This window comes from Myroides odoratimimus (genome assembly GCF_030326305.1).
Classification (GTDB): Bacteria; Bacteroidota; Bacteroidia; order Flavobacteriales; family Flavobacteriaceae; genus Flavobacterium; species Flavobacterium odoratimimum_A.
Map to the genome: position 1 here is coordinate 1 of NZ_JACAKB010000058.1, position 5,922 is coordinate 5,922.

5 protein-coding genes and 1 pseudogene are annotated in these 5,922 nt (G+C 32.7%); 2 read left to right on the plus strand and 4 right to left on the minus strand.

Going from position 1 to position 5,922, the window contains the following annotated elements:
* Window positions 1–456, plus strand: a 456-nt coding sequence (locus HX049_RS18015) for a transposase (RefSeq protein WP_286417748.1), incomplete at its 5' end; no start/stop codon positions are given.
* Window positions 457–603: 147 nt separating this feature from the next.
* On the opposite strand, the gene HX049_RS18020 is transcribed toward HX049_RS18015, so the two are convergent.
* From HX049_RS18020 to HX049_RS18030, 3 genes are all read right to left on the minus strand, one after another.
* Window positions 604–2,769 (minus strand): DUF6443 domain-containing protein, encoded by a 2,166-nt coding sequence (locus HX049_RS18020; protein WP_286417749.1) that lies wholly within the window; start codon window positions 2,767–2,769, stop codon window positions 604–606.
* Window positions 2,770–3,239: 470 nt separating this feature from the next.
* A complete protein-coding gene (locus HX049_RS18025; protein ID WP_286417751.1) occupies window positions 3,240–4,469 on the minus strand; it encodes a type II toxin-antitoxin system HipA family toxin in 1,230 nt (409 codons plus the stop codon).
* A complete protein-coding gene (locus HX049_RS18030) occupies window positions 4,466–4,741 on the minus strand; it encodes a helix-turn-helix domain-containing protein (RefSeq protein WP_286417753.1) in 276 nt (91 codons plus the stop codon). The genes HX049_RS18025 and HX049_RS18030 overlap by 4 nt, the downstream gene beginning before the upstream one ends.
* A 436-nt stretch (window positions 4,742–5,177) precedes the next feature.
* Between HX049_RS18030 and HX049_RS18035 the strand changes: the two are divergent.
* Window positions 5,178–5,463 (plus strand): annotated as a pseudogene (locus HX049_RS18035) (transposase); the annotation flags it as partial.
* Between the two features lie 42 nt (window positions 5,464–5,505).
* On the opposite strand, the gene HX049_RS18040 reads toward HX049_RS18035, so the two are convergent.
* Complete coding sequence (locus tag HX049_RS18040) at window positions 5,506–5,754, minus strand: hypothetical protein (protein ID WP_286417755.1); 249 nt, start codon at window positions 5,752–5,754, stop codon at window positions 5,506–5,508.
* Between the last annotated feature and the right edge of the window lie 168 nt (window positions 5,755–5,922).

Consider the following 5,922-nt stretch of genomic DNA (forward strand, 5'->3'; position numbering starts at 1 on the left):
CCTGGTCAAACAAGACAGTATCACAAGATTGTTAGAATTCATAATCAGCTATGTTATATCTCTGGAACTAAAGTGATAACAGATGGTAAAATAGACTTCTGTATAATCATAGGTTTTAATAAACCAGAGAAAGCTTTAGAGACTTATAAAATAAGATGGCAGATAGAAACACTATTTAAAGCCTTCAAATCTAGTGGCTTTAATATCGAAGATACACACTTGAAAAAAATCGATAGAATTGAAAAACTACTCATGTTAGTGATGATTGCTTTTGTATGGTGCTATAAGATTGGAGACTATATGGACGCTATTAAGCCTATCACAATCAAGAATCATGGCAATAGGCTAATTAGTGTATTTAAACTTGGACTTGACTACTTATCAAGATTATTACTCTCTAAAAATGGACACACCCCTTTAAATATCAATTGCTTTAGTTTTTTGTCGTGTACTTAGCTTAATCTTAGTTATTTTCTTGTGCTTATCACTCGTTAGATTACCAAACTCATCATAAGCGTAATCAGCACCTGAAGTATTAACCTGTTTAAAGCCTTCTTGATTTCCTGAAGCGTCTCTGACTGTTGATAATCTATTACTACCTGATTAATAACCATAAGTCAATTTATCAATAGCTGCTACCTTACCTCCGATAGGTGCTCCATTGCGTTCTAACCTAGTTATATTTCCATTCTTATCATACGCTAATTTCTCGTTATATGGCGTATCTGTAGAACTCACATTTAAATCTGGTGTCTTAAACGAGCCTAACACTAATCTATTCACCCCATCATACACATAACCATAACCGCGCTTCTTATTATCAATACCACTTGTCCAGATTTGCTCTGAGATATTACCATTGTAAAGCGGTTTTACTCCTGTTAGACCTTGTTCTGGTTTATTATAATTAAGCTTTAAAGCAAACAAAGAACGTTTACCATTGTTTAATTGTCCTAAGTTATTTGTATTGTTAACCTCTGTAAGCCATCCTCTTATGTTGTATTTATACTGCAATTCTTGTAAGAATGTATTTGCTGTTGGAGTAGTACTCGTAGTAGAGCGTTTCCCTCCAATGCGTTTTTTCTCTAAAGCTCCTAATTCATCATATACATTTTCAAAAAGAACGACTTCAGCTAGGCTGTTAACCTTATGAGTTTGATATAACAACCTTTCTGCATGATCATAAATGTACTCTTCTAACACAGTCACTAAAGGAGTTGAAGTATCTTTCTGATGTTTAGTAGTAACCTTTAAAGGTTGACCAGTAAAACCATACTTAGTCTCTATATCTGTATATCCTCCCAGATAATTCTTCGTATAACTCTTTAGTACCCTACCATTATAGTCATATAACAGATAACTAATCGCTGCTTTTTGTTCATTGCTATTAGTTAGTACTCTATTCCAACTTCCTGTTGGTAGTCCTTTTACAGTTTGTATAACAGCCTGTCCTTCTAAGCTTGTTGGACGAGTGTTAGGCACATTTGGAAAAGTGTAATCGTCATAATAATTTACTGATAAGACAGTCAATCCATCTTTAGGAAACACTGTATTGGTATAAGGCACTGGTGCCCCTCCTACAGTAGAAGTTGTAGCTCTTTTCTCAAAAGATATAGCATTAGCATTTACATTGTCCTGAAATGTCTTTCGCCCAGTTTCGTTAACAGCTGTAGCAGAGTAAAAACCACTGTAAACTACTCTAGAAAGCGCATCATATTTAGTTACCATCCAACCTTTAGTTTCTGTTCCAAATGGATTATACACAGGTCCTGTAGCCACAAGTCTATCACCTTTATCATAGACCATATACTCCCAAGATTTTCCTGGTAGTTTTTTAGCCACTAGTCGGTTTTTGGTATCATATTTATACTGATAGCCTAGTTTATCTACATTAGCTAATGTAACATCACCGTTTAATAAGGGAGAAGTAACTACTGATAAATTTCCATACTGATCATAGATATAGTATGTATCTAGTGTTTCTCCAATGCCTGTGGTAGCCCCAGAAGCTCTTAAAGTGTTATTAGGTAAATCTTCAACCGCATTAGTTGCCTTGTTAATCTCTTTATCAGCATTCTTCTCTAGATTATCTACTATCTTATCAAAATTATCTATTACATCTTGTACTGACTTTCCTTTTAATTCATCACCAATGATATTACCTACACTAGGTATTGAACTTGACATAGGTGAATTAGAAGCTACACTAAACAAAGTAGGTATGCCTTGGGTATTGTTATACACTCTTTTTAAAACTACTTTTCCTTCTTGATCCGTAAACTCTTCTGTTACATTACCATTTTCATCAGATACAGAGCTCACATAAAGAGAGTTTGCGGGATAAAAACCATTACCAACATTACTAGCTGTACTATAGTCATAAAATCCTTTATTTGCATTTAATACAGCATTTACACGTCTGTATTTTACTTCATTTGCGGTATTGAATCGATAGGTAAAATCAATTGCATGATCTCCACTGATTTTCCAATCTTCTCCTGGAGCACCTGTTTTTAATACTCTTTTCAGTGGTGATTTCTCATATAGAGTCTCACTATAAGGATTTACAGTGTTTTCGTACTTAGGAGTTTTGTAATAGTTAAGTATTTCTGTTTTTATAGATTCACTATATAGTGCTGGAGAGTTACTTGGTTCATTAGTTCTTGGATTTGTTGGATTTGTTATTATAGGAGACAACATAGAAGGGGTATAAAACCCTAGTACAACTTCAGAAGGATTAGATATAATATAAGACTCTTCTTTTCCCAATTCTTTGAAAGATTTCTAAGTACACGACAAAAAACTAAAGCAATTGATATTTAAAGGGTTGTGTCCATTTTTAGAGAGTAATAATCTTGATAAGTAGTCAAGTCCCTGTTTAAATACACTAATCAGCCTATTGCTATGCTTCTTGATTGTGAAAGGCTTTATTGTGTCGATATGCTCCCCAATCTTATAGTACCAAGCAAAAGCAATCATCACTAATATGAGTAGTTTTTCAATTCTATTGATTTTTTTGTAAGTGTGTATCTTTTATATTAAACCCACTAGACTTTAAGGCTTTCAACAATGTTTATATCTACCATCTTATTTTATAATTATCTAAAACTATCTCCGGTTTATTAAACTCAACAATAATACCATATCTAATTTGTACATAAGATTAATTGAATCCTTGATTCAAAAAGAAGTTCTATCTAGCAAATCTTATATAACTTTTTTTACAAATGTTTCATTGCTTATAATTTTGAAATCACCTTCTGAATTAGTTCAATATTAGACTTACTGATTCCAAAATCTTTAGACAAACTCATCCATTTATCAAGTGCAGAACGAGTTTGTTCTATAACATTTTCTACAAACTCTTTTGATAACTTCGCTTCTAAGCCTAGTTTAGTAAGATGCTCGATACTTATATTTTGTCCTTCTCCCATAACCATTGTACTTTGTTCTCCTCCTGGGCCGCTAGAAAAAGTAAGATCATAAGCAGGTGATAATTTCCAATGGCCAAATTCATCCATCAGAAATGTAAAGTTTTTTGAGTGATCGTCTCGATTGTGTGCCATGACATTAAAAACCGCTAATCGAAACATCTTTTCTACTTCACGAATATCTTTTGTTAACACACCTGTCAATGCTAATAAATCTTCATAGTCAAGAGAGGGAAATCTAAAATTATTATGAATCAAACCGCTAACTGTATGCATGTGTAAAGATTTGTTGCCATTTCTATCAAAACGTTTTACAGCAAAATAACCACTCCCTTTTTCAGAAGCAAACAAATGAGTCGTAGGCATCTCAATTCCTGCATCCAAAGCCATTAATGCGTAAACATATTCTATTGCGCCAGCATCAATTCCATCTTGCGTATTTGGAAATTTCACCATCCAATGTTCAAAATCATTATTTAACTGATCTGTTCCATGAATTATGCTTTTTCTTTCAGAATCAACACCAATCAATGCTTTTGGTCTTGCTCCAGCAGAAGAACCATTTAAAGCTAAAAGTTCTCTAATCACTTCTTCTGATTCACCTTCCAAAACCTCTTTAGTGTGTGTAGCCAAAACATCCAAATCAATTATTTCATCTTTTGTATTAAAGCTTTGATCAGGTTCAAAAACTAAAGCACCTAAACCATTTAATCCAACATACGCCAAACGATCAAGGGGAGATATATCTGAAGCAGAAATACCTTTTGAACGAAGTAAACGATCAAAAAGTAATCTTCCCCAACCATCAGGCAAACTATCGTTAAAAACTCCAGCTAGACCTTCAAAAGGACTTCTAGGAAGTTCTATAACCCCACGTTGTAAAGGGAGTTTTATGGGAGAAATTTCTAAACTGTTATGCAAAAAAGTCTCATCATATTCAAAATATATAATGCCATTACGAATTGCTAAACGCCCAACAGGCTTAATTCCAGACCCAAAATTCAACCCTACTTTTATTTCTTTAACAGCTAGCTTCATTTTCTACTTCCTCGTTTTCTTGTTGATTTTTCCCGGTTTTTTAATACTTCATCAATAGATTTAAAATTTTGCTCCTTAGGTTTCAAAACATCCATTATTTCTTCTAATCCGCCGACAACCGAGAGTATTTTTAAAAAAGATTCTAAAGAAATCTCTCCCTTTTGCTCAAATTTTCTCAGGGTTGATAACGCTACACCGGCTCTTACTGACAAACCTTGTTGAGTCAGTTCCATTTGTAATCGTCGAGCACGAATGCTTTCAACGATTTTCATTTGTACTTTCGATAATGATATAAATAACACTATAATGGTATTTTAAATATATTAAACAAAATAACTACTACTATTGTATTACAAATATACAAAATATAATATTATAATCTAAAGATAATCACATAAAAACTACATTTGGTATTAGGTTATTAATACTCCTTGTATTAAAAAGCACTTAGTAAAAACAATACATAACCCGTTGTGCATTATAATTAAGTAATCAAGCCGTTTTAACTTTTTAATTTTGTAAAACTTTTTCAGTCCTATAACAATAAAAACTATAAGTCTTCATACCATCCAGTAAGAAAGTATGGTATCATATCTATTAAGTAAAGAACCAAAGCTATCTAACCAAACATTGCTACTCTCACTAGCATATCTTTCTTTGTATAGTTGTTCATTAAAACAATCATCCTTATTATCTTGACTATTTCGTTTATTTGAACAGCTGTTGGTTGATGGAGTACATTTAATTACTAAAGCCCAATAAAACATAAAGAAGTCAATGATGTTATTAGCCGAGAAGATACCTCTAAAGAAAAGAGCGTTTATTGAAACAGTAAATGATAAGTTAAAGAATATGTGTCAAGTAGAACATACAAGACACAGATCCTTTAATAACTTTACTTGCAAATATGTTAGCAGTTTTGATTACTTATTCTTACTTGCCTAAAAGCCTTTTATTAATACTATTAATGACATTATTGATCAGAGTAGACTAATAGCTTAAGTCCAACTTATATTAATTAAACAAAGATTATAGATTACTCACCTAACTTGTAAAATCGAGTAGGTTTATATTTATTTGCTATTTGTAATACAGGTTGAACATGCCCCTTTCTATCCAAAGCATATACTCCATTAAACTTTAAAGGGGCTGAATTAGGCACGCATATAAAGAGTTTATCATCCACTATGGTAAACACATTCATTCTTGAGGATGGATTTGAATACGGAATATCTAGTTCTTTAAACACATCAGGAGTTTGTGGATCTACCTCGTAATAGCCCATCTGTAAAGAGTTTTTTGTTGTACTATCCTCACTGGAATCAAACTGATATACTGATTTGGAAGTATGCACCTGAGCAAGTACATCTTGTGATATCTAATTATTCTTCTACATTATCCAGGATAAGTTTCTTGTAATTATGAGGATATAAGTCAGCGATATTCTTGTGGT

Coding starts and splice junctions, on each gene's coding strand:
- HX049_RS18025 (WP_286417751.1), bottom strand. CDS start 4,469: ATGAAGCTAGCTGTTAAAGAAATAAAAGTAGGGTTGAATTTTGGGTCT.
- HX049_RS18030 (WP_286417753.1), bottom strand. CDS start 4,741: ATGAAAATCGTTGAAAGCATTCGTGCTCGACGATTACAAATGGAACTG.
- HX049_RS18040 (WP_286417755.1), bottom strand. CDS start 5,754: ATGGGCTATTACGAGGTAGATCCACAAACTCCTGATGTGTTTAAAGAA.